The organism is Massilia sp. NBRC 108631 (assembly GCF_059704565.1).
In genome coordinates, this window is sequence record NZ_BAAKJE010000075.1 from 1 (window position 1) to 21,141 (window position 21,141).

Sequence of the window (21,141 nt, forward strand, 5' to 3'; positions counted from 1 at the left end):
CCCGCCGGCGGCCCGTCGGCCGCCATCGCGGCCGGCATCGTGCTGTGCCCGGAGGACCGCAAGGAACAGGGCATCCTGGCGCGCGCCTCGGTGGCCGAGAACATCAACATCAGCTGCCGCCGCAACAACCTGCTGGGCGGCCTGTTCCTGCGCCACAAGCAGGAGGCGGCGCGGGCCGACGATTTCATCCGCCGCCTGCGCATCAAGACCCCCAGCCGCGAGCAGGAAATCCGCCTGCTCTCCGGCGGCAACCAGCAGAAGGTGATCCTGGCGCGCTGGCTGGCCGAGCCGGACCTGAAAGTGCTGATCCTGGACGAGCCCACGCGCGGCATCGACGTCGGCGCGCGCAACGAGATCTACCGCATCATCCATGAAGTGGCCGAACGCGGCTGCTGCGTCATCGTCATCTCCAGCGACCTGCCGGAAGTGCTGGGCGTGGCCGACCGCGTGCTGGTCATGCGCGAAGGCCGCATCAGCGGCGAACTGTCCCGCGCCGACGCCAGCGAAACCGCCGTGCTGCGCCTGGCGCTGCCCGACGCAGTGGACACCACCGACAACACCCCATCCCGGAGTTTGCAATGAACAGCCTCAGTTCCCCCCCATCCGCCGCGCCGGATGCGCCAGCCTCCGCGGCAGCTCCAGCCACCGCTGCCGCGCCTGCCGTCGCAGCCAGCCACCGCAAGCACGCCTGGCTGGCCGACTACAGCATGCCCCTGCTGTACATCGCCCTGTTCACCGTGCTGGCGCTGACGGTTGAAAACTTCTTCTCGGCCGGGAACGTGGTCGGCCTGATGCTGTCGGTGGCGCAGATCGGCATGGTGGCCTGCACCATGATGTTGTGCCTGGCCTCGCGCGACTTCGACCTGTCGGTCGGCTCCACCATCGCCTTCTCCGGCGTGCTGGGCGCCATGCTGCTGGAACGCACCGGCAGCGTGGTGGTCGCCGTCGGCGGCGGCCTGCTGGCCGGCGCCCTGATCGGCGCCGGCAACGGCGTGCTGATCGCCTACCTGCGCATCAACGCGCTGATCGCCACGCTGGCCACCATGCTGATGGTGCGCGGCCTGGCCTTCATCGCCTCGCAAGGCCAGGCGGTGGGCATCGCCGATGAAACCTTCATCAGTTTCGGCGACGCGCGCGTGTTCGGCATGCCGTTGCCGGTGCTGGTGGTGGCGGCCTGCTTCCTGATCTTCGGCGTGCTGCTGAACCACACCGTGTTCGGCCGCAACACGCTGGCCGTGGGCGGCAACCCGGAGGCGGCGCGCCTGGCGGGGGTGAAGGTGGAGAAGCTGCGCGTATGGATCTTCCTGCTGCAAGGCCTGGTCACCGCGATGGCGGGCCTTATCCTGGCCTCGCGCATCACCAGCGGCCAGCCCAACGCGGCGCAGGGTTTCGAGCTCGATGTGATTTCGGCCTGCGTGCTGGGCGGCGTATCCCTGCAGGGCGGCAAAGCGCGCATCATCGGCGTGCTGGTGGGCGTGCTGATCATGGGCACCGTGGAAAACGTCATGAACCTGATGAACGTGGACGCGTTCTACCAGTACCTGGTGCGCGGCCTGATCCTGCTGGCCGCCGTGCTGCTGGACCAGCTCAAGACGCGCGGCGCCAGCGGCCACCGCGACTAAGCGGCGGCCATGGCTTCCCGCATACAGGGCAGGGTCCAGGACAAGGTCGCCATCGTCACCGGCTCCACGCTGGGCATCGGAGCGGCGGTGGCGCGCCTGTTCGCGCAGGAGGGCGCGCTGGTGGTGCTCAACAGCCACCGCGACGACGATGCCGCCGCCGCCATGCGCGCGCAGCTGGATCCGGCGCGCACGCTGTTCGTGCAGGGCGACGTGTCCGACAAGGCCGCCATGCAGGCGCTGGCCGGGCAGGCGGTGGCCCGCTTCGGCCGCATCGATATTGTCGTAAACAACGCGGGCATGAATATGTTCACCGACCCGCTGGAAATGAGCGAAGACCAGTGGCAGCGCTGCTTTGCGGTGGACCTGGAAGGCGCCTGGAACGCCACCCGTGCTGCGCTGCCGCACATGCTGGCGCAGGGCGGCGGCAGCGTGGTCAACATCGCCTCGGTGCACGGCCACAAGATCATCCCGGGCTCCTTCCCCTACCCGGTGGCCAAGCACGCGCTGATCGGCCTTACCCGCTCGCTGGGGATTGAGTACGCCGCGCGCGGCATCCGCGTAAACTCGATTTCACCGGGCCTGGTCATGACGGAGAACGTCGTGGCCTGGCTGGATTCCTGCCCCGACCCGCAGGCCGAACGCGCCAGGCAGGCGGCCCTGCTGCCTTGCCGGCGCATCGGCGAACCGCGCGAAGTGGCTTACACGGCGTTGTTCCTGGCCAGCGACGAGGCCCGTTTTATCAACGCCACGGACATCCTGATTGACGGTGGAAGGTCACAGATCTATCATGACTGATGACTTTTTGCCGCCATAGGCCTGCATGCCCGATCCACGCTCCGACCGATTTGTCCGTTCACACCTGAAGACGCGCCACCTGGTTCTGTTGGTAGAACTGGGCCGGCATGGCTCCATCCTGCACGCCGCACAAGCCGCCAACCTGACGCAACCCGCCGCTTCCAAGCTGCTGGGCGAGCTTGAACACGCCCTCAACGTCCAGCTATTCGAGCGCCTGCCGCGCGGCGTGGTGCCGACCTGGTACGGCGAAGTGATGATACGGCGCGCCAGCGCGGCGCTGGCCGAGATGGACGCGGCCCACCAGGAAGTGATGGAGCTGCTGTCCGGCTTGAGCGGCCGGGTGGCGCTGGGCACCGTGCTGACACCGTCGGCTGGGCTGGTGACGGACGCCGTGAAATTGATCAAGAGCCGCAACGCGCGCTTGCAGGTGGCCATCACGGTCGACACCAGCAAGGTGCTGGCGGAGCGCCTGCGCGCCGGCGAACTGGACCTGGTGATCGGCCGCATCCTGGACACGGCGCTGACCGCCGAACTGAATTTCGAGCCGCTGACGGACGAACCGCACAGCGTGATCGCCGGCGCGGGCCATCCGCTGGCCGGCCGCAAGGACCTGCAGCTGGCGGATTTGTCGCGCGAAGGCTGGGTCCTGCCGCCGGCCGGCAGCATCCTGCGCGACCGCCTCACCGCCCTGTTCCTGTCGCAGGGCCTGGAGCCGCCGTCGGAAACGGTGGAGACGCTGGCGCTGCCGGTGGTGACCAACCTGCTCAGCGGCAGCCGCATGGTGGCGGCCTTGCCGGAGGAGCTGGTGCGGCCCTATCTGGACGCGGGGCTGCTGGTGGTGCTGCCGTATGAGCTGGGCCTGCGCATGGATTTGTATGGGATCGTCACGCGCCGCCAGCACCAGCTGTCGCCGGGCGCCGAGGCCATGCTGGCCACCGTGCGCGAAGTGGCCGCGCTGCGCTATCCGGCGCGGACCTGAGCGCCGATCTGCTAGTCTGGCGGCTTCAGCATAAAGAGGCCTCGCCATGAAAGCCCGCGAACTTTTTCGTCTTGCCACCGATGTGAAGCTGCGCGATGCCGACGCCGCGCGCCAGCCCCTGGACAAGGGAAATGCGGACAAGCAGGACACCAAGGACGCCGCCCAGCGCCTGCTGGAGCGCATCGCCGAACTGCAGCCCATGCTGCACGCGCAGGGCAAGCACAAGGTGCTGCTGGTGCTGCAGGGCATGGACACTTCCGGCAAGGACGGCGCCATCCGCAGCCTGTTCGGCGCCATCAACCCGGTCGGCTTGCGTGCCGTGTCCTTCAAGGCGCCGACGGAGATCGAGGCCGGCCACGACTTCCTGTGGCGCGTGCACCGCCAAGCGCCCGCCAAAGGGGAGATGGTGGTGTTCAACCGCAGCCACTACGAGGATGTGCTGATCACCCGCGTGCTGGGCATGGTAGACGCCAAGGAATGCAAGCGCCGCTACGCCCATATCCGCGATTTCGAGCGCATGCTGGCCGAAACCGGCACCACCATCATCAAGGTCTTCCTGCACATCTCCAAGGACGAGCAGCGCGCGCGGCTGCAGGCGCGCCTGGACGACCCTGCCAAGCAGTGGAAGCTGGACCCGGCCGATTTCGAGCAGCGCAAGAAGTGGACCGCGTTCCAGCGCGCCTACGAGGACGCCATGCGGGCCACTGACGCCGATCACGCGCCCTGGTACGTGGTTCCGGCCGACTCCAAGCCGCACCGCAACCTGGCCATCGCCTCGCTGCTGCTGGAGACGCTGGATAGCCTGAAGCTGGCCTGGCCCAAGCCCGACCCGGCCCTGCTGGCGCTGAAGATCAAGTAAGCGCCGGCTTCCTGCACGCGCGCCGGCTCTGTGGCATAGTAGGCAATGATATTCACTATGCACGGAGACCCGCTATGCAATTGAAAGATCCCACCCTGCTGCGCCAGCAAGCCTACATCAACGGCGAGTGGACCGATGCCGACAGCGGCAAGACGCACGCAGTGACCAACCCCGCCAACGGCGAACAGATCGGCACCATTCCGGACTGCGGCGCCGCCGAAACGCGCCGTGCCATCGAAGCGGCCAACGCCGCCTGGCCGGCCTGGCGCAAGAAAACCGCCAAGGAGCGCGCCGCCGTGCTGCGCAAATGGTCCGACCTGATCGTGGAGAACGTGGACGACCTGGCACTGCTGATGACCACCGAGCAGGGCAAGCCGCTGGCCGAGTCCAAGGGCGAGGTGATCTTCGGCGCCTCCTTCATCGAATGGTTCGCCGAAGAGGGCAAGCGCGTCGCCGGCGACACCCTGGCGTCGCCATGGCCGGACCGCCGCCTGATCGTCACCAAGGAGCCGATCGGCGTATGCGCCGCCATCACGCCGTGGAACTTCCCGGCCGCCATGATCACCCGCAAGGCCGGCCCGGCGCTGGCGGCGGGCTGCCCCATGGTGCTGAAGCCGGCCGAAGCGACGCCGTTCTCGGCGCTGGCGCTGGCCGTGCTGGCCGAGCGCGCCGGCGTGCCGCCGGGGGTGTTCAGCGTGGTGACCGGTTCGCCGCGTGAAATCGGCGCTGAAATGACCGGCAACCCCATCGTGCGCAAGCTGACCTTCACCGGCTCGACCGGGGTGGGCCGCCTGCTGATGGAGCAGTGCGCGCCCACGATCAAGAAATTGTCGCTGGAGCTGGGCGGCAACGCGCCCTTCATCGTGTTCGACGACGCCGACCTGGACGCGGCGGTGGAAGGCGCCATCGCCTCCAAGTACCGCAACGCCGGCCAGACTTGCGTCTGCGCCAACCGCATCTACGTGCAGGACGGCGTGTATGAAGCCTTCGCCGAGAAGTTCGTGGCGGCCGTGTCCAAGCTGAAAGTGGGCGCGGGCACCGAGCCGGGCGTGACGCAAGGCCCGCTGATCGACGGCAAGGCCGTGCAGAAGGTGGAAGAGCACGTGGCCGACGCGCTGGCCAAGGGCGGCCGCCTGTTGTTGGGCGGCAAGCGCCACGCGCTGGGCCACAGCTTCTTCGAGCCGACCGTGATCGCCGACGTGACGCCGACCATGCGCGTGTCCGACGAGGAAACCTTCGGCCCGCTGGCGCCGCTGTTCCGTTTCCACACCGACGACGAAGCCGTGGCGCTGGCCAACAGCACCGAGTTCGGCCTGGCCAGCTATTTCTACTCGCGCGACATCGGCCGCATCTGGCGCGTGGCGGAAGGACTGGAATCGGGCATGGTGGGCGTGAACACCGGCTTGATTTCCAATGAAATCGCGCCCTTCGGCGGCGTCAAGCAATCCGGCCTGGGCCGCGAAGGGTCGGTGTACGGCATGGAAGACTACCTGGTCATCAAGTACATCTGCCTGGGCGGCATTTAAGCGTCCGGCATGACGGTGGCGGGCGCGGCGCTCGCCGCCGGCTGCAGCAAGTGCAGCAACTGCTGGCTTACCGCTTCATAGCGCGCGCGGTCCTGGGTGCGCAGCGTGCGCAGATAGTCGGCGATCAGTTCGCCGCTCAGCTCTCCCGGCGCCAGGTAGCGTCGCTGCAGCTTCATGCGCTGGATGTCGGCGTTGGCCAGGCGCAGCTTGCCGAGCGGACTTTTCTCGTCCGCCGGCACATCCTTCATGGTTTCCAGCAGCACTTCCGTGATCCAGCCCAGCTGGCTGCCATAGGACGCGCGCTTGAACGCCGCTTCCTCGATGTCGCCATCGCCGGCCGAGCGCGGGATCGCGTTGAAAAACCGGTCCAGCTCGATGTCCTGCCTTACACTGCCGCTCCACGGCAGGAAAAACTGCGGCGATAGATTCCAGAACAGGGGAAACATGGCGATCTCCTATGGGCAACTGCCTACGACGAAATGGCTGGGCGCGGTGCGCCGCAGCGTGGTGCGCACGAACAGGCTGTTCAGGCCCATGCTCTGGCCTGATCCCTGCGCATACGCGAAGAAGAAACGCTCGTAGGCGCGGCCGGCGAGCACATGGTCGGGATTGCTGGCGGTGAAGCAGACCGCGTCGCCGGGCGGCGGCGGCGCGGCGCCGCCGCCGGTCAGCCGGTCCGCCATGGCCTTCACGGCAGCCATCTGGCGGCCGTTCTTGCGGGCGAAATTGGCGTCGTCGTAGTTGAACCAGTCCCAGCAGGCGTTCGGGTTGGCCAGCGGAAATACCGGCGCCGCTTGCGGGAACAGCACCAGGATGCGGTTGCTGTCGGCCCAGCGCAGGTAGCCGGTGTCGCGGATGAATTTATCGCCGATGCTGCGCGCGTCCTGCTTGCAGCCGTGGAAAGCCACGTGCAGCTTGCAGCCCTGGCTGCCGCCGCCGTCGCAGGCGGGCGGGATGTACAGGAAGCCGCTGGCGGCCATGCCGTGCGCGGTGGGGTCGGCCAGGTATTGGCCCTGGTCGAATTCCAGCAAGCGGCCGGCCGGGGCGCTGGCGCTGCGCGGCGCCAGGCCGGGGTAAATCCACTGCAGCAGCTGGCCGGCGGCGTCGACGCCGCAGTTGTTGATGTAGGGCGAGCCCAGGCTGGCGCAGGCGTTGCCGGCGCTGTCGGTGGGCATGGCATGCTGGGCGGCAACGTCCTTGCGGTAGCTGATGTTGTCGGCCCCCATGAAGCGCCGGTAGTAGCCGTGCAGGTCGTTCATGACCGCTTGCGGCACGACGGTGTCGGCGGTGCCGGAAAACAGCCAGATGCGCTGGCCGGCAAGGTTGGAAACCGGATCGATGCTGCGGGCGGCGGCATATTGCTCGGTGAGGGCGGCCAGCGCGGCCACATTGGTGCCGCCGGGGCTGACCCGGCACATGCCGAGGCCGGTGCAGCTGCACAGGGTGGTGGCGGTGTCCACGCTGCCGCGCGAGCAGCTGTAGGGACCGCCCGCCACCACGCCTGCCCCCTTCACGCTGGCGGAATAGGCTACGCCATACTGGACCGCCATGTAGCCGCCGGAGGACAGGCCCGACACCGACACGTCGGAGGCCTGCATGGCCGGCAGTCCGGGCAACTGGGCGCGCAGCGGCAGCAGTAGCAGCGCGATGCCGATCAGTGCCAGCAGGACCGCCACGTGCAATACGCGGCGTGAGCGGGGGAGGCGATGCATGGGAAAGCTCGTCGATGGCAAAGTAGACGGCCATTTTGCTGGCGCGGCGCAGGCATGGGTTTAATCTGCATCAATAGTGCGGCGCTTATGGCTTTGGCATAGAATGGATTTTTTTATCAGATTGCGCACCCACCATGTCCAAGAAACCTGCCGCCTTCGCCTTTGTGTCCTCGCTGGGACTGCTCGCATGCGTTGCCGCCGCTGCGCAACCGGCGGCTCCCGCCGCCGCGCCGGCTGCAGCACCGGCCGCCAGCTGCCCGGCCATCCTGAAACAGTCGTTCAACCGCCTGCAGGACGAGGCGCCGCAGGACCTGTGCCAGTACGCCGGCAAAGTGATTCTGGTGGTCAATACCGCCAGCTATTGCGGCTACACCAAGCAGTACGAGGGGCTGGAAGCGCTGTACGGCAAATACAGCGGCAAGGGCCTGGTGGTGCTGGGCTTCCCGTCGAACGACTTCGGCAAGCAGGAACCGGGTTCGGCCAAGGAAATTGCCGACCTGTGCTACAACACCTATGGCGTGAAGTTCCCGATGTTCGCCAAGACAGTGGTGTCCGGCACGGCCGCCAATCCCTTGTACGCCAGCCTGATCAAAGCCACCGGCAAGAGCCCGGTCTGGAACTTCCACAAGTACCTGATCGATCGCAACGGCAAAGTGGTGGAGAGCTTCCCGAGCAAGGTCACGCCGGAAGACAAGCAGCTGGTCGGCGCGGTGGAAAAGGCGCTGGGCGGCTAAGCGGCCCGCGCCATGGCCGCCAAGCCAGCCAAGCCGGCCAAGGCAGCCCCGGCGGCGCGTGTCCGGCCCGTGGCGCCGTCCGGATCGTCCCGCGTGGCCGACCTGATCGGCGCAACCCGCCTGGCGGCAAGCGCGGTAGGCGGCGTGGCCGAGCTGGCGGAGACGCTGCACATGGCCGTGCTGGGCAATATCGCCGCGCCTGTGGGCCGGCCGCTGGCGCGGGCAAGCGCGCTGGTCTACCGCAGCGTGCGCGGCGTGGCCGGACTGGCCGGCGGCGGCCTGGAGCGCACCCTGGCGCGCCTGCAGCCCCTGCTGGGCGAGCGTAGCGGCTGGTCCGGGCGGGAAGCCGTCCTGGCCGCGCTGAACGGCGTGCTGGGCGACCAGCTTGCGCGCGACAACAATCCTCTCGCCATCCCCATGCAGTTGCGCCGCGCCGGCGTGCTCCTGGCCTTGCCGGACGCTCCGGGCGCGGCTGCAACTGCGTGGAGCAGCCGTGTCCTGGTGCTGGCGCACGGCCTGTGCATGAACGACTTGCAATGGCGGCGCAACAGCCACGACCACGGCGCCCTGCTGGAGCGCGAACGGGGCTATACGCCCGTCTATTTGCATTACAACACCGGCCGCCACATCTCCGAAAACGGCGACGAATTCGCCCACAAGCTGGAAGCGCTGCTGGCGCAATGGCCAGTGCCGGTGGCAGAACTGGTGATCGTCGGCCACAGCATGGGCGGCCTGGTGGCGCGCAGCGCCTGTCACTACGGCGCGCAGGCCGGCCACCGCTGGCTGGCGCGGCTGAGCAAGCTGGTCTTCCTCGGTTCGCCGCACCACGGCGCGCCGCTGGAGCGCGGCGGCAACTGGGTGCACCTGCTGACCGAACTCACGCCCTACACCGCGCCCTTCACCCGCTTGGCCAAGCTGCGCAGCGCCGGCATCACCGACCTGCGCCACGGCAGCTTGCTGGATGATGACTGGGCCGGCCGCGACCGTTTTGCCCACGGCGGCGCGCCGCCGGCACCGGTGCCGCTGCCAGCCGGCGTGGCCTGCTACGCCGTCGCCGCCACCATCGGCAAGGATGCGGACCAGCTCAGCGGCCGGCTGGCGGGCGACGGCCTGGTCCCCCTGGCCAGCGCCCTCGGCCGGCACCCTGACCCGCAGCGCAGCCTCGACATCCCCGCCGAACGGCAGGCGACCGTGTACGGCGTCAACCACATGGAACTGCTGGACGCCCCGCAAGTCGCCATGCATCTGCTGGCCTGGCTGTAGTCTTGTTGTGGGCTCCCTGCGGCCCGCATGGAATTACGCGGCGGCGGGGAGGGCGGAGCGCTCCAGCGAAAAACCTTCATCCAGCCATCCGGTGATGCCGCCTGTCATCAGTTTGACGGGCAGGCCCAGCCTGGCCAGGCGGATGGCGGCCCGCGCGGCGCCGTTGCAGTGCGGCCCGGCGCAATAGACCACGAACAAGGTGCCGTCCGGGTAGGCCGCCATCTTCGAGCCGATGATCTTGCGGTGCGCCAGGTCCACCGCGCCCGGCACATGGCCGGCTGCGTATTTTTCGCTGCCGCGCACGTCCAGCAGTACGAAATCCTGCTTCCCGGTACTGAGCGCGTCGTGCACGTCCCAGCAGTCGGTTTCGAATCTGAATTGCGCTTCAAAATGCGCCAGGGCGAGCCGGCTGGGGGCGGCGGCGGTTTCGGTGACGAACGACATAACGGACTCCTTGTTGGTTGCGGTGAGGCCATTATCGAAGTTGCCGGCGGCGCCCGGCAGTGGCGCATATGCCAATATGCAGTAAGATTGCGCCATGAGAAAGCATCTTGTCGTCGCGCTGGCCTATGACCGGCTGTGCACCTTCGAGTTCGGCTGCGTGGTCGAACTGTTCGCGCTGGAGCGCCCTGAACTGGGCGTGGACTGGTACGACTTCAAGGTGTGCGCAGTGGAGCCCGGCCCCATCCGCGCAGCGGGCGGCATCACCGTGCAGGCGCCTTACCAGCCGGAACTGCTGGCGCTGGCCGACACCATCGTCATCCCCGGCTGGCGCGATGCCGACGAAGCGCCGCCGCCAGCGCTGCTGGACGCCATCCGCGCCGCCCATGCGCGCGGCGCGCGCCTGTGCTCGATCTGCTCCGGCGTGTTTGTGCTGGCCGCCGCCGGGGTGCTGGACGGCCTGCGCGCCACCACCCACTGGCGCTATACCGAGCGCCTGGCGCGCCGCCACCCGCGCGTGGTGGTGCGGCCGGACGACCTGTACGTCGACCAGGGCCAAATCATCACCTCGGCCGGCTCCGCCGCCGGCATCGATATGCTGCTGCACCTGGTGCGGCGCGACCACGGCGCGCGCGTCGGCAACCTGGTGGCGCAGCGCCTGGTGGTGGCGCCGCACCGGGAGGGGGGCCAGGCCCAGTTCCTGCCGCGCCCCATGGCGCACGACGAGCAGGGCCGCCTGTCGCGCCTGATGGACTGGCTGCGCGCCAACCCGGCCCAGCCGCACACCGTCAAATCGATGGCCGCGCAAGCGGCCATGAGCGCGCGCACCCTGCAACGCCAGTTCCAGGATGCAACCGGCATGGGGCCGGCCGAATGGCTCACGCGCGAACGCATCGCCATCGCCAAGGACCTGCTGGAAGCGGCCGATGTGCCCTTGGCGCAAGTGGCCGAGCGCGCCGGCTTCGGTTCCGAAGAGTCGCTGCGCCACCACTTCCGCCGCCTTGCCGCCACCAGCCCCGGCGCCTACCGCCGCCGCTTCGCTGCCATCGTTTAGCCGCACCGCCTTTGATCCCGCGCTATCGTGCGCGCCTTGTGTTGCACGCGGGCTTGGCCTAATCTGGGAAGTTCACAACCCCCCGAAGGAGACAGCCATGCCTTATGTCGATGGATTTGTTTTGCCGGTACCGTTGAACAATATGGACGCGTACAAGAAGATGTCCAACGCTTGCGGCGCCATCTGGCGCGAGTATGGCGCGCTCGAATATCGCGAGTGCGTGGGCGACGATGTGAAGCCGGGCGAGCACACTTCGTTCCCGCAAGCCGTGAAGCTGGAGGAGGGCGAAACGGTGGTGTTCTCGTGGATTATTTATGAGTCCCGCGCCAAGCGGGACGAGGTCAACGAGAAGGTGATGAAGGACCCCCGCCTGGCCGACTGGATGAAGCCGGAGAGCTTGCCGTTCGACGGCAAGCGCATGTTCTGGGGCGGCTTCGAGATGATCATCGATTTGTAGCGGCCAGCTGCGCACGCAGCGTGTCGATTAGTGTGTGTCGCGAGCTGCGCGCGCGTTCATGCGGGGCGAATGGCGAGCTGGCCAGGTCCAGCAGGGCTATGGCCGCCACCAGCCGCTCGTGCTGCGCACCTGTCAGCTCGGCCACGCCGTCCGCCGACAGGCTGCGGATGGTGGCGGCGGCCAGCTCCTTGGCCGCGATGTCCTCCGGCAGTCCGGAGCGCGTGCACAGCCCGTAGGTGCCGTTCAGGAAGTGGCGCCATTCGTCGCGCAGGTCCGGCCGGTGCGCCGCGCCGCCCAGCGCTTCCAGCCGTGCCAGATAGCGCCCGGCAAACAGCCTGAAGCCATCCTCTTCGTGCGCCAGCGCGCGCACCGCGCCGATCCACGCTACGCAGCCTTGCGCGTAGTAGCGCGCGCCGCTTTGTTCCGTATGCGCGCCGAAACAGGAATCGCAGGCGACACCCAGTTGCAGCGTGTAAGAAGGCCGCGGCATCAGCTTGCGCGCTTGCAGGTCCATCAGTCCGGCCGCGTCCAGGCCGCTTGCCGAGAGCAACTGTTCCTCGCTGAGATAATTTGTTTCCAGGTAGCGTATCAGTTCCATGTTTGTTCCGCGCAGTGATCGATGGCGCTCACTGTACGGCGGCGGCTGCAGCCTCGCTTCGGGCTGCGGCGAAACGAGGAATGCTTACAGGGAGCGCTTACAGGACCGCGCGCACCGCGCCGCGCAGGGCGTTGCAGATCATGATGTCTTCGGCCTGCGCCAGCATGGCGCGCGTGATTACGCGTTCGCTGGCGTTCCAGGCCGGATCGTCCAGCATGGCCGCGCGCATCACGCCGGGCAGCAGGCCGCTTGCCAGCGGTGGCGTGTACCAGCGGCCATCCAGCTTGACGAACACGCTGCTGCGGCCGCCTTCGGCCAACTCGCCGCGCTCATTGAAGAACAGCATGTCGAATGCGCCCTGCGCCTCGGCCGCGCGCCAGGCGGCGTCGTAGCGGGCGCGCAGGTTGGTCTTGTGGCGCAGGAACAGGTCGCCGCTGTCGGTGGCGTCGTCGGACAGCAGCACGCGCACCGGCTCGGCCAGCGGCGCCAGCACGCCTTGCTGCACGGCGAAAGCGCCGGCCTGGTTCAGCGCCAGGCGCAAGCGCGTTGGCGTGGCGGGCGCCATCATATTGCAGGCCATGGCGACGTAGGCGCGCGCGGCGCCGTCGTTGTAGGCGAAGCCGAAGTAGCGCGCGGATGCGGACAGGCGCTGCAAATGCCGCTCAAGATTGCGCGCACCTTGTTCGCGCGTGGCATACATGGTTTCGAACAGTTCGAAATCGTTGGTCAGGCCGGTCAGGAAGCGCGCCTTCAGCTGGCACTCTGCGAATTCGTCGTTCGCTTCGCTGTCGTAGACGATGCCGGCGCCAACGCCCATTTCTCCGGCCCGGACGCCATTCACCGGCGCTTGCAGCGCCAGGGTGCGGATCGGCACCGACAGGCAAAAGTCGCCCACGCCGTGGTCGGACGGCTGGAACCAGCCGATGGCGCCGGTGTACAGGCCGCGCGGCGCCGGCTCCAGTTCCGCGATGATCTCCATGGTGCGGCGTTTGGGGGCGCCCGTGATGGAGCCGCAGGGATAGAGCGCGTGGAAGATGCCGGCCATGTCCACGCCGTCGCGCAGCCTGGCGCGCACGGTGGAGGTCATCTGCAGCACGCTGCTGTAGCGCCGCACTTCGAACAGCGCCGGCACTTCCACCGTGCCGGTCTGCGCGATGCGGCCTATGTCGTTGCGCAGCAGGTCCACGATCATCAGGTTTTCCGCGCGGTTCTTGGCGTCCGCCGCCAGCGCCGCCGCGCGCTGCGCGTTCTCGGCCTCGTCGTTGCCCGCCGCTGCGGGGGCCGTGCCCTTCATCGGGCGTGCGGTCAGTTCGCCGTCGGCGTGGCGCACGAACAGTTCGGGCGACAGCGACAGCACCGCCGTGCCGTCCTCCAGCGCCACCAATGCGCCGTAGGGCACCGGCTGGCGCGCGCGCAGGCGTTCGTACAGGCCGAAGATGGAGCCGAAGGTGTCGAAGCGCAGGCGGTAGGTGTAGTTCACCTGGTAGGTGTCGCCCGCCGCAATGTACTCGCGGATGCGGTTGATGGCATCGGTAAATTGGTCCTGGCCGACATTGGCGCGCACGCCGGCGATGCCGGCCGGCGTTTCGTCGGCTTCCGAGCAGGCGGCCAGCCAGGCCGCCACTTCGGCTTGCGACAGCAGGTCGCAACGGTTGAAGATCAGGATCTGCGCCAGCGGCGCGCCGGGCTGCTGCTGCTGCTGCTGCTGCTGCGCCGGCATGCCGGCGATATGCGCACCCAGCTCGTAGGCGCACAAGGTGACTGCATGCTGGCCGTTGCCCAGCGCGGTCTCCATCTGCTCGAGGATGCGGTGCCAGCCGGCCAGGTCGTGGCAGCGCAAGGTGGCAGCATGGCTGGTGTACAGGCGCGAGCGCGCCGTGGCCATGCCGTCCGGGCTGGCATCGTCCAGCAATGCGAAGCACTGCACACTCGGTTCAATACGCATGTTCTTGCCCGTTCCCTTACTCAGCTCAGCAGCAGGGAGATCTGCAACGCCGCGTCCTGCGCCGGATTCAGCCTGAAGCCGCTCTTGGCGTAGCGGTGCCAGCGGCCCGCCACATAGCTTACCAGCATGGCCGCGCGTGCGGCGACGTCGGCCTCGTGGCCATGGCCGGTGCTGGCTGCCAGGCGCAAGGCCTGCTTGAGCGCCAGCTCCACGCGGTCATAAAACTGGTTCATGCGCTGCTGCAGGCGCTCGTCCTCGTTCACCAGCGCGTCGCCGATCAGCACCCGCGTCATGCCCGGATTGCTGCTGGCGAACTGCAGCAGCATGCCGACGATGCCGCGTGCCTGCGCCATGCCGTCCTCCTCGCGTTCCGCGATCTGGTTGATCAGGCCGAACACGGTGGCCTCGATAAACTCGATCAGCCCTTCGAACATTTGCGCCTTGCTGGCGAAATGGCGGTACAGGGCCGCTTCTGAAAATTCCAGTTTACGGGCCAGCGCGGCGGTGGTGATCTTGTCGCCTTTGGGCTGCTCCAGCATCTCGGCCAGAGCTTCCAGAATTTGTTGCCTGCGTTGGCCTGGCGGTGTGCTTGCCATGGGATCTCGACGGTTGGTAAGAAAGCGGGATGAAAAAGAGTCAGCGCAACCGGGACAGGCGCGCAGGCAGATGCCTTACGGATTTTACTTTGACATCGACCCAAGCGGGGCGAATAAGTCTTTTCGGCACGTGGGCCGCGCCGATAGGGTCGGCCATTTTCAGGTATTGCGTCACCCACGCGGTGCGCATGCCCATGCCGTGCGCGGTACGCAAGTTGGCCAGCGTGTCCTCCACCAGGATGCAGCGGCCCGGCGTCAGGCCCTGTTTACGCATCAGCTTGCGCAGCATCAGGCGCGATGGCTTGGGCCGCAGCTGGCGGTGCACGCGCATCGATTCGATCGCGATGTGGTGCGAGAAGTGGCGGTGCAGCCCCATGTGCCGCAGCACCATGGCGGAATAGCGGTGCGGCGCGTTGGTCAGCAAGACCTTGCGGCCGGGCAGGGCGCGCAGCAAACGGCCCAGGCCCTTCTCGGCCCGTATCATGTGCGCCAGGCCGGGCATGTTGTGGGTCTCGTGCAGGAAGTGCTCGGAGCGTACGCCGTGGTGCTTCACCAGGCCCAGCAGGGTAGCGCCGTAGCGCTGCCAGTACAGCTTGCGCGCTGCGTTGACCTCATCCGCGCCGGCCGGCGTGCCTTCCTTGCCCAGCACGCGCGCGATGTAGGCGTTCATGTTGGCGGTAATGGCCGGGAAAATGGCATGCGACGCGTTGTGCAGCGTATTGTCCAGATCAAACAGCCACACAGGTGCCCTGGTGGAAGGTTTATTATTCACAGCTAAGCTCAGTACAAAAGGTAAACATGCGACGCCAGATTATAGTGATGTTTTGCAGTCTCTTCCTGCTGGCCTTTGGGCTGGCCCAGGCGGAGGCGCCGGCGCCGCAAATCGCCGTCCCCAACCGCGGCGCGCTGTTCAAGCTGGAGCAGGGCGGACATACAGCTTACCTGTTTGGCACCATCCATGTCGGTGCGGCCGATTTCTATCCGCTCGAGCCGCGCGTGATGCAGGCTTTGCAGCAGGCCACGGTGCTGGCGCTGGAAGTCGATCCGCTGGGCGACCCTGCCAAGATCGGCCACGCGGTGCGCGAGCACGGGCTCTACCAGCGCGGCCGCGGCCCGGCCGCCGCCGAGCTGCCCGCGCCGTACCGGCCGCGCCTGGAGCGCCTGCTGCGCCGCTACGCCATCGCCGACGAGGCGGTGGCGGCGATGAAGCCCTGGATGCTGGCCAGCCTGCTCACCGTCAGCGAATTCGCCGCGCAGGGTTATGAGGCCGGCCTGGCGGTGGACGCCTGGCTGTCGCAGCAGGCGCGCGCGCGCAAGCTGCGCGTGGTGGAACTGGAGTCGGTGGCGGGCCAGATGGCGCTGTTCAACCGCATGACCATGGCCGAACAGTCGCTGTTCCTGCAGGAAGGCATCGCCGCCATCGAGGACCAGGAGCAGGCCGCGCAGGCGCGCGAGATCGCCAATGCCTGGCGCAACGCCGACGTCGCCGCGCTGGACGCGCTGGCGCGCAAGGCTGCCGGCGACGACAGTTTCTCGGGCCGCTTCGTGCAGAAGGTGCTGCTGGACGGGCGCAATCCCGCGCTGGCGGACAATGTGGTGAAACTGATGGCGCGCGAAAAGAACAGTCTGGTGGCGATCGGCATCCTGCACCTGGTGGGCACGGGCAGCGTTCCGGAATTGCTGAAGCAGCGCGGCGTTGCGGTGGAGCGGATTTACTAAGGGAGATGTACTGCAGGAGATGTACTGCAGGAGATGTGCTACGGGAGGGTGCTGCAGGAAAGGATGGTGCCCTTGACGTGGATTGAACACGTGGCCTCTCCCTTACCAAGGGAGTGCTCTACCACTGAGCTACAAGGGCATACACATCGGCGGTGCAAGTGGTCTTCAGCACCGCCAAAACTTTAGTGAGACCGGATCATAGTGCCAAAAGCCTGTTCCGTCAAGACTTCGAGCAACAAAGAATGCTCGATGCGGCCATCGATGATGTGCACCGTGTTCACGCCGGACTTCGCCGCGTCCAGCGCTGACGAAATTTTAGGCAGCATGCCGCCGGAGATGGTGCCGTCGGCGAACATCTCGTCGATCTCGCGCGCCGACAGGTCGGTCACCAGGTTGCCGTTCTTGTCCTGCACGCCGGCGATATTGGTCATCATGATCAGCTTTTCGGCTTTCAGGATTTCCGCGATCTTGCCCGCCACCACGTCGGCGTTGATGTTGTAAGCCTGGCCATCCTGGCCGAAGCCGATCGGCGAAATAATTGGAATGAAGGCGTCGTCCTGCAGCGCTTTCACCACCGCCGGGTTGATCGCGTCGATCTCGCCGACGAAGCCGATGTCCAGGAACTGGCCCGGATTCTCGCGGTCGGGCATGGCCATCTTGCGCGCGCGGATCAAGCCGCCGTCCTTGCCGGTCAGGCCCACTGCCTGGCCACCGTAGTGGTTAATCAGCATCACGATGTCCTGCTGCACTTCGCCGCCCAGCACCCACTCCACCACTTCCATGGTTTCTTCGTCGGTGATGCGCATGCCCTGCACGAAGGTGCCTTGCTTGCCGATTTTCTTGAGCGCGTTGTCGATCTGCGGACCGCCGCCGTGCACCACCACCGGATTCATGCCCACCAGTTTCAACAGGATCACATCGCGCGCGAAGCCGTGTTTCAGGCGCTCGTCGGTCATCGCGTTGCCGCCGTATTTGATGACGATGGTCTTGCCATGGAAATTACGGATGTAGGGCAGCGCCTCGGCCAGGATCTGTGCCTTGATTGCGGGCGAGACCGCAGTCAGGTCGTCAGGGGGTACGGCCAGGTTCAGGTTGGTGAGTTGGGTCATGGCGAATCCGGTAAAAAGGTGAGCGATTTTAAGTCAAAAGCTGGCTTCCAGCACGCATTATAGGGCCTTTTGCTGTTGTAATTTCCGGGACGTTCCGCTAGGCTGGGCCAAAATGGATCCTACCGTGCCAACCACCCAACCACTCCATAGCCAGCTCGAGGCTATGCGGCCCCAGCTCGTCCGCTTCGCACTGTTGCAATTGCGGAATCAGGCGCTGGCGGAAGACGCGGTGCAGGACACGCTGATCGCGGTGCTGGAACAGCCCGAACGCTTTCAGGGCCAGTCGTCTCTGCGCACCTATGTCACCGGCATCCTGAAGTACAAAATCATCGACAACCTGCGCGCTTCCACCCGCGAACGCCAGATCGACACTGCCGAGGACCAGTCCGAGGACGATGCCATCGACGCGCTGTTCGCCGCCGACGGCCATACGGTGGACATGCCGCGCCAGTGGGGCGATCCCGACCGCACACTGGAGCAGAAGGACTTTTTCAAGGTGTTGGAGGTGTGCCTGGAAAAGCTGCCCGCCAAGAATGCGCGCATATTCATGATGCGCGAGTGGCTGGAACTGGAGACGGAAGAAATTTGTAAGGAATTGACGATTACTTCGGCTAATGCCTGGGTGCTGCTGTACCGGGCGCGTTTGCGCCTGCGCGAATGCCTGGACTTGAACTGGTTCGGCGCACGGGGATAAAGCGGAGAGATGATGAGTCAGGACGGCCTGAAGCCAACTTGCAGGGAAGTGCACCGCCTGGTATCCGAAGGCATGGACCGGGAACTGTCGCTGGTCGAGCGCACGCGCATGCGCCTGCACCTGATGGTGTGCGGCGCCTGCACCCGCTTCAACAACCAGATGGATACCCTGCGCAAAGCCATGCGCGTGTTTCCCGGGGACGAGCCTTGAGCGTATGCAAGCGCTGCGGCGCTGCCTTCAGCTGCGCCATGGTGGACGGCAACGATGGCGGCCCATGCTGGTGCACCGCCATGCCGCCGGCCGTACCCGTGCCCGACGTCAGCACGGACCTCACATGCTGGTGCCCCGCGTGCCTGAAGCAGCACATCGCCGAGCGTGAAGCCCGCGCCGCCACCGCAGGGCGGCTTAGCGGAGCGTAACCCGCCAGCGCCGCGGCAAACGCCTATCCTGCCACGGTACGGAAAAACCGCATCATCTCCCTGCTCGCGTCCGGCCCTTTGCCGTCGGTATAGCTGCCCGCCGCACTGCCGCCCGACCACGCATGGCCCGCGCCATGCACCACCCAATGCTCGCCCAGCGGCGTGCCGTCCTCGTGACGGTGCGTGGTCACGGTGTAGCGGTGCCCATTCGGCACGCTGCCCGCATCGGCTTCCGCCCTGGCCTGCGCCAGGCCGTGCGCGCGCAGCTTCTGCTCCATCACCTGCTCGCCGTTGCGCGGATGGACCGTGTGGTCCTGGTCGCCATGGAACACGATGATGGGCGGGCTGGCGCCCTCGGTGTGCGCCGCCTTGTTTACATTGCCCGATGCGCCGCGCTTCATGGCGCTCAGCGCCGAAGGCAGATCCTGCGCCGACGCGTACGGCAGGCCCGAATGCACACCCACGGCCGCGAACAGGTCCGGGTACAGCGTGCCGGCGATCACGGCCATCGCGCCGCCCGCCGACAGGCCGGCCACGTATACCTGGCGTTCATCGACCGGATAGTCGGCGATCACCTGTTGCGCAATGCCGGCAATGATGGACGGTTCGCCCTGGCCGCGCTGCTGGTCGAGCGCATTGAACCAATTCCAGCACTTGTGGTTGTTGGCTTGCTGCGACTGCGCGGGATACACCACGAAGCACTGCTTCTCCTCCGCCACGGCGTTCATCTGGGTGCCGGCCGCGAAATCGTCAGGATCCTGGGTACAGCCGTGCAGCATCACCAGCAGCGGCATGGCCTGGCCATGATAGGTGCTGGGGATGTACAGCTTGTAGCCGCGCGTGCCGGCATGGTTGGTGTAGCTGCCGCTGATGAATTGCGCCCCTTCCGGCAGCGGCGCCGGTTTGCCGCCCTTCATGCCGGGCAGGTCGAAATCCGGCATCTCGAAATTGCCGAGGTCCAGTCCTTGCGGCAGCTTGCCGCCATTGACGCCCAGCTGGCCCAGCAAGTCTTCGACGAAAGCTTGCGCATTGGGCGGCATCTGCGGCATGGCCGGCGGCGTCCAGGCCTGGCCCGCTGCTGCTTCGGTTTCCGCGTGAGCGCCGCGTGGGCCAGCGTGCTGGCCTCCACTGCGCGAAGGCTGCGCAAAGCTTGCTGCATCGGCATGCGGCGCCGCGCCGCTGCCGTGCGTGGCGTCGGCGCGCGCGGCGCCGGGGGGGGGATTGATGTCGCGCATCGGCGGCGCTTCGGGCGCTGCTCCCGGCGCGGATTGGGGCCGGCGGCTGCCCAGGTTCAGACCGGCCAGCGCCTGCTGGATCGCGGCGGTGGCCGCCGCCGCCCCCTTGCCTGGTCCTTTACCGAACAATTGCTGCGTGGCCGCTCGCATCTGGCTGAATAGTTGATGATTCAATTTCATGTCCTGCCCCTCAAGCGCCAAATCGGCGCTAATGAATGCGCCCTGCAAGCGCGGTTTTCAATACGGCGCTGGCGTGCAATGCACCCAGCACGAATATCGATTCTATGGTCGCCAGTGCCAGTTCCACCGACACGTCGTTGGCAATGCTGGCCAGTCCCAGCACATGGATGCGCAAGCGCTCGCCGGCCGCCTGCAACTGCTCCAGGTCCTGCCGGCTGTAGTGCTGCATACCCAGTACCAGGCTCTTGCGCGCGACGGTCTGCTTCACCACGTCGGCATGCTGCGCCAGCTGGTTGCGGATCGCGGTGCGGATCAGATCGGTGCGGTTGGCGTAGAACCCTTCCTGCACCAGCAAATCGATTTGCCCGAGGTCGATCGGCCCCAGGTTGATCGTGATCTTTTCCGAATCGCTTGTTTTCAATCTCAGTTCTTGCGTTGCCATAGTCTCCTGTTCCTTCCGGATGGCATCTGTGTGCCATCCACCTGGATGGTAGTATAGGGCCGAACCTTCTAATTGCAAGCGCCTTTTCCGGGCTTGGAGTATGGTTGAGGGATGTTCACATAGGTAAACCTCGGCAAAACCATGGCAAAAATAATTGGACTCGACCACGTGCAGGTGGCCCTCCCGGTCGGCGCGGAAGATGCAGCGCGTGATTTTTATGGCAATGTTCTGGGCATGCAGGAGCTGGAAAAGCCGGCCAACCTGGCCGTGCGCGGCGGCTGCTGGTTCGCCGCCGGCAAGCAGCAGATCCATCTGGGCGGAGAAAGCAACTTCCTGCCGGCAAAGAAAGCCCACCCCGCCCTGCTGGTGGACGACCTGGCCGGCTATCTCGCGGAATTGAAGCAGCGCGGCCTGGACGGCGGCTTCGACGAGCCGGTGCCGGGCGCACTGCGCGCCACCATCTTCGACCCCTTTGGCAACCGGATTGAACTGGTCGAACGCCTGGCGCGGTAAAATGCGCACATTCTTCCCGTAAAACTGCGCAATGAGCACTGAAAATCCCACCGGCACGCCCGAACTGGCCTCCCCGGTGCCATCCCCCTGCGTCAGCCTGTGCAAAATGAACCGCGACACCGGTTATTGCGAAGGCTGCATGCGCACCATCGATGAGATCGTCCAGTGGTCGCGCGCCGACGACGATTTCAAGCGCACCGTGTGGGCCGAAATCCGCCGCCGCGAGCAGCTGATCGATTTTGAGTAGAC

Annotated in this window: 26 protein-coding genes and 1 tRNA gene; 16 read left to right on the forward strand and 11 right to left on the reverse strand. The window is 66.5% G+C overall.

What is annotated here, in order from left to right:
- From AC6H42_RS09430 to gabD, 6 genes are all read left to right on the forward strand, one after another.
- Positions 1-582 (forward strand): ATP-binding cassette domain-containing protein (locus AC6H42_RS09430; RefSeq protein WP_497547902.1); only part of this gene is annotated, 582 nt, incomplete at its 5' end.
- Positions 579-1,622, forward strand: a complete 1,044-nt coding sequence (araH, locus tag AC6H42_RS09435) for an L-arabinose ABC transporter permease AraH (protein ID WP_057158673.1) — start codon at positions 579-581, stop codon at positions 1,620-1,622. The genes AC6H42_RS09430 and araH, both read left to right, overlap by 4 nt.
- A gap of 9 nt (positions 1,623-1,631) precedes the next feature.
- A complete protein-coding gene (locus tag AC6H42_RS09440; RefSeq protein ID WP_497547903.1) occupies positions 1,632-2,417 on the forward strand; it encodes an SDR family oxidoreductase in 786 nt (261 codons plus the stop codon).
- Positions 2,418-2,442: 25 nt separating this feature from the next.
- On the forward strand, positions 2,443-3,396 hold the full coding sequence (locus tag AC6H42_RS09445; RefSeq protein WP_057158671.1) for a LysR substrate-binding domain-containing protein: 954 nt from the start codon (positions 2,443-2,445) through the stop codon (positions 3,394-3,396).
- 46 nt (positions 3,397-3,442) lie between these two features.
- Positions 3,443-4,255 carry a PPK2 family polyphosphate kinase gene (locus AC6H42_RS09450; RefSeq protein ID WP_057158669.1) on the forward strand — a complete coding sequence of 271 codons (813 nt, stop codon included), beginning with the start codon at positions 3,443-3,445 and terminating at the stop codon, positions 4,253-4,255.
- Positions 4,256-4,329: 74 nt separating this feature from the next.
- Positions 4,330-5,781, forward strand: coding sequence for an NADP-dependent succinate-semialdehyde dehydrogenase (gene gabD / locus AC6H42_RS09455; protein WP_497547904.1), 1,452 nt, complete (start codon positions 4,330-4,332; stop codon positions 5,779-5,781).
- Here the strand turns inward: gabD and AC6H42_RS09460 are convergent.
- Positions 5,778-6,227: a hypothetical protein gene (locus AC6H42_RS09460; protein WP_057158664.1), complete on the reverse strand. Its 450-nt coding sequence runs from the start codon at positions 6,225-6,227 to the stop codon at positions 5,778-5,780. The two genes, gabD and AC6H42_RS09460, sit on opposite strands and share 4 nt — an antisense overlap.
- Positions 6,228-6,236: 9 nt before the next feature.
- Positions 6,237-7,493 (reverse strand): extracellular catalytic domain type 2 short-chain-length polyhydroxyalkanoate depolymerase, encoded by a 1,257-nt coding sequence (locus AC6H42_RS09465; protein ID WP_497547905.1) that lies wholly within the window; start codon positions 7,491-7,493, stop codon positions 6,237-6,239.
- 134 nt (positions 7,494-7,627) lie between these two features.
- Here AC6H42_RS09465 and AC6H42_RS09470 point away from each other — a divergent pair, with 134 nt between their 5' ends.
- Together AC6H42_RS09470 and AC6H42_RS09475 are read left to right on the forward strand one after the other, a co-directional pair.
- Complete coding sequence (locus tag AC6H42_RS09470) at positions 7,628-8,227, forward strand: glutathione peroxidase (RefSeq protein ID WP_497547906.1); 600 nt, start codon at positions 7,628-7,630, stop codon at positions 8,225-8,227.
- A gap of 12 nt (positions 8,228-8,239) precedes the next feature.
- Positions 8,240-9,490, forward strand: a complete 1,251-nt coding sequence (locus AC6H42_RS09475) for an esterase/lipase family protein (RefSeq protein ID WP_057158660.1) — start codon at positions 8,240-8,242, stop codon at positions 9,488-9,490.
- 33 nt (positions 9,491-9,523) lie between these two features.
- Here the strand turns inward: AC6H42_RS09475 and AC6H42_RS09480 are convergent, their stop codons facing one another.
- Positions 9,524-9,934: a rhodanese-like domain-containing protein gene (locus AC6H42_RS09480; protein ID WP_057158733.1), complete on the reverse strand. Its 411-nt coding sequence runs from the start codon at positions 9,932-9,934 to the stop codon at positions 9,524-9,526.
- A 94-nt stretch (positions 9,935-10,028) separates the two neighbouring features.
- Here AC6H42_RS09480 and ftrA point away from each other — a divergent pair, with 94 nt between their 5' ends.
- Entirely contained in the window at positions 10,029-10,985 is a 957-nt protein-coding gene (gene ftrA / locus AC6H42_RS09485; protein ID WP_057158659.1) for a transcriptional regulator FtrA, read from the forward strand.
- Between the two features lie 97 nt (positions 10,986-11,082).
- Entirely contained in the window at positions 11,083-11,442 is a 360-nt protein-coding gene (locus AC6H42_RS09490; RefSeq protein WP_057158656.1) for a DUF1428 domain-containing protein, read from the forward strand.
- Here the strand turns inward: AC6H42_RS09490 and AC6H42_RS09495 are convergent.
- The 4 genes from AC6H42_RS09495 to AC6H42_RS09510 form a co-directional block, all read right to left on the reverse strand.
- Complete coding sequence (locus AC6H42_RS09495) at positions 11,429-12,040, reverse strand: DUF6058 family natural product biosynthesis protein (protein WP_497547907.1); 612 nt, start codon at positions 12,038-12,040, stop codon at positions 11,429-11,431. The genes AC6H42_RS09490 and AC6H42_RS09495 overlap by 14 nt on opposite strands.
- A 97-nt stretch (positions 12,041-12,137) precedes the next feature.
- Positions 12,138-13,985 carry an aminodeoxychorismate synthase component I gene (pabB, locus tag AC6H42_RS09500; RefSeq protein WP_497547908.1) on the reverse strand — a complete coding sequence of 616 codons (1,848 nt, stop codon included), beginning with the start codon at positions 13,983-13,985 and terminating at the stop codon, positions 12,138-12,140.
- Between the two features lie 20 nt (positions 13,986-14,005).
- The gene (gene slmA / locus AC6H42_RS09505; protein ID WP_497547909.1) at positions 14,006-14,581 is read right to left on the reverse strand and encodes a nucleoid occlusion factor SlmA; all 576 of its coding nucleotides are present in this window, start codon (positions 14,579-14,581) and stop codon (positions 14,006-14,008) included.
- A 40-nt stretch (positions 14,582-14,621) separates the two neighbouring features.
- Positions 14,622-15,323 carry an HAD-IA family hydrolase gene (locus AC6H42_RS09510; RefSeq protein ID WP_082552239.1) on the reverse strand — a complete coding sequence of 234 codons (702 nt, stop codon included), beginning with the start codon at positions 15,321-15,323 and terminating at the stop codon, positions 14,622-14,624.
- Between the two features lie 77 nt (positions 15,324-15,400).
- On the opposite strand from AC6H42_RS09510, the gene AC6H42_RS09515 reads away from it, so the two are divergent.
- Positions 15,401-16,300, forward strand: a complete 900-nt coding sequence (locus AC6H42_RS09515) for a TraB/GumN family protein (protein ID WP_082552238.1) — start codon at positions 15,401-15,403, stop codon at positions 16,298-16,300.
- A 64-nt stretch (positions 16,301-16,364) separates the two neighbouring features.
- Here AC6H42_RS09515 and AC6H42_RS09520 read toward each other — a convergent pair.
- A tRNA-Thr gene (locus AC6H42_RS09520) sits at positions 16,365-16,439 on the reverse strand.
- 43 nt (positions 16,440-16,482) lie between these two features.
- Positions 16,483-17,409, reverse strand: coding sequence for an acetylglutamate kinase (gene argB / locus AC6H42_RS09525; protein ID WP_057158646.1), 927 nt, complete (start codon positions 17,407-17,409; stop codon positions 16,483-16,485).
- Positions 17,410-17,521: 112 nt separating this feature from the next.
- Here argB and AC6H42_RS09530 point away from each other — a divergent pair, with 112 nt between their 5' ends.
- Genes AC6H42_RS09530 through AC6H42_RS09540 form a run of 3 tightly spaced genes read left to right on the forward strand, consistent with a single transcriptional unit; the run spans position 17,522 to position 18,522 of the window.
- Positions 17,522-18,103: a sigma-70 family RNA polymerase sigma factor gene (locus AC6H42_RS09530; RefSeq protein WP_057158645.1), complete on the forward strand. Its 582-nt coding sequence runs from the start codon at positions 17,522-17,524 to the stop codon at positions 18,101-18,103.
- A 9-nt stretch (positions 18,104-18,112) separates the two neighbouring features.
- Positions 18,113-18,313: a zf-HC2 domain-containing protein gene (locus tag AC6H42_RS09535; protein ID WP_057158643.1), complete on the forward strand. Its 201-nt coding sequence runs from the start codon at positions 18,113-18,115 to the stop codon at positions 18,311-18,313.
- Complete coding sequence (locus AC6H42_RS09540) at positions 18,310-18,522, forward strand: cysteine-rich CWC family protein (RefSeq protein ID WP_497547910.1); 213 nt, start codon at positions 18,310-18,312, stop codon at positions 18,520-18,522. Before AC6H42_RS09535 ends, AC6H42_RS09540 begins: the two co-directional genes overlap by 4 nt.
- Positions 18,523-18,545: 23 nt before the next feature.
- Here AC6H42_RS09540 and AC6H42_RS09545 read toward each other — a convergent pair whose 3' ends face one another.
- Positions 18,546-19,937: an extracellular catalytic domain type 1 short-chain-length polyhydroxyalkanoate depolymerase gene (locus AC6H42_RS09545; RefSeq protein ID WP_229418385.1), complete on the reverse strand. Its 1,392-nt coding sequence runs from the start codon at positions 19,935-19,937 to the stop codon at positions 18,546-18,548.
- A gap of 28 nt (positions 19,938-19,965) precedes the next feature.
- Positions 19,966-20,379, reverse strand: a complete 414-nt coding sequence (locus tag AC6H42_RS09550; protein ID WP_057158639.1) for a ribbon-helix-helix domain-containing protein — start codon at positions 20,377-20,379, stop codon at positions 19,966-19,968.
- A gap of 141 nt (positions 20,380-20,520) precedes the next feature.
- Here AC6H42_RS09550 and AC6H42_RS09555 point away from each other — a divergent pair, with 141 nt between their 5' ends.
- On the forward strand, positions 20,521-20,892 hold the full coding sequence (locus AC6H42_RS09555) for a VOC family protein (RefSeq protein ID WP_057158637.1): 372 nt from the start codon (positions 20,521-20,523) through the stop codon (positions 20,890-20,892).
- Positions 20,893-20,923: 31 nt separating this feature from the next.
- Entirely contained in the window at positions 20,924-21,139 is a 216-nt protein-coding gene (locus tag AC6H42_RS09560) for a DUF1289 domain-containing protein (protein ID WP_057158635.1), read from the forward strand.
- Positions 21,140-21,141 lie beyond the last annotated feature (2 nt).